This is a genomic window from Burkholderia sp. MSMB1078WGS (genome assembly GCF_001528895.1).
Lineage (GTDB): Bacteria > Pseudomonadota > Gammaproteobacteria > Burkholderiales > Burkholderiaceae > Burkholderia.
In genome coordinates this window covers 1-1027 of record NZ_LPDI01000094.1, presented here as the reverse complement: position 1 = coordinate 1027, position 1027 = coordinate 1, and the positions used below count along the sequence as shown (strand labels likewise).

Sequence of the window (1027 nt, the reverse complement as noted above, 5' to 3'; positions counted from 1 at the left end):
CGCGCGCTCGACGCCGCGCACCACATCCATCCGTTCTCGGACATGGGCGCGCTCAATCGCGCGGGCAGCCGCGTGATCGTGAAGGCCGACGGCGTCTACCTGTGGGACTCGGACGGCAACAAGGTGATCGACGGGATGGCCGGCCTCTGGTGCGTGAACGTCGGCTACGGCCGCAAGGAACTCGCCGACGCCGCCTATCGCCAGATCCAGGAACTGCCGTTCTACAACACGTTCTTCAAGACCACGCATCCGCCGGTGATCGAGCTCTCCGCGATGCTCGCGGAAGTGACGCCGGCCGGCTTCAACCACTTCTTCTATTGCAACAGCGGCTCGGAAGGCAACGACACGGTGCTGCGTGTCGTGCATCAATACTGGCGCGTGCAAGGCAAGCCGCAGAAGAAATACGTGATCTCGCGCAAGAACGGCTACCACGGCTCGACGATCGCGGGCGGCACGCTCGGTGGGATGGGCTACATGCACGAGCAGATGCCGTCGAAGGTCGAGCACATCGTGCACATCGACCAGCCGTATTTCTTCGGCGAAGCGCAACCGGGCGAGACGCCCGAAGCATTCGGCCTCGCGCGGGCGCAGCAGCTCGAAGCGAAGATCCTCGAACTCGGCGCGGAGAACGTCGCGGCGTTCATCGGCGAGCCGTTCCAGGGCGCGGGCGGCGTGATCTTCCCGCCGTCGACGTACTGGCCGGAAATCCAGCGGATCTGCCGCAAGTACGACGTGCTGCTCGTCGCCGACGAAGTGATCGGCGGGTTCGGCCGCACCGGCGAATGGTTCGCGCACCAGCACTTCGGCTTCGAGCCGGACCTGATCACGATGGCGAAGGGCCTCACGTCGGGCTACGTGCCGATGGGCGCGGTGGGCATCCACGAGCGCATCGCGCGCCCGATCATCGACAACGGCGAATTCAATCATGGCCTCACGTACTCGGGCCATCCGGTGGCGGCGGCCGTCGCGGTCGCGAACCTGAAGCTGCTGCGCGACGAAGGCATCGTCGAGCGCGTGAAGACCGACA

Annotated in this window: 1 protein-coding gene; it reads left to right on the top strand. The window is 65.6% G+C overall.

Annotation, left to right across the window (positions count from 1 at the left end; all coding sequences use genetic code 11):
* Positions 1–1027: aminotransferase (locus WT24_RS23120; RefSeq protein ID WP_060035968.1), on the top strand; the 1027-nt coding region annotated here is incomplete at both ends.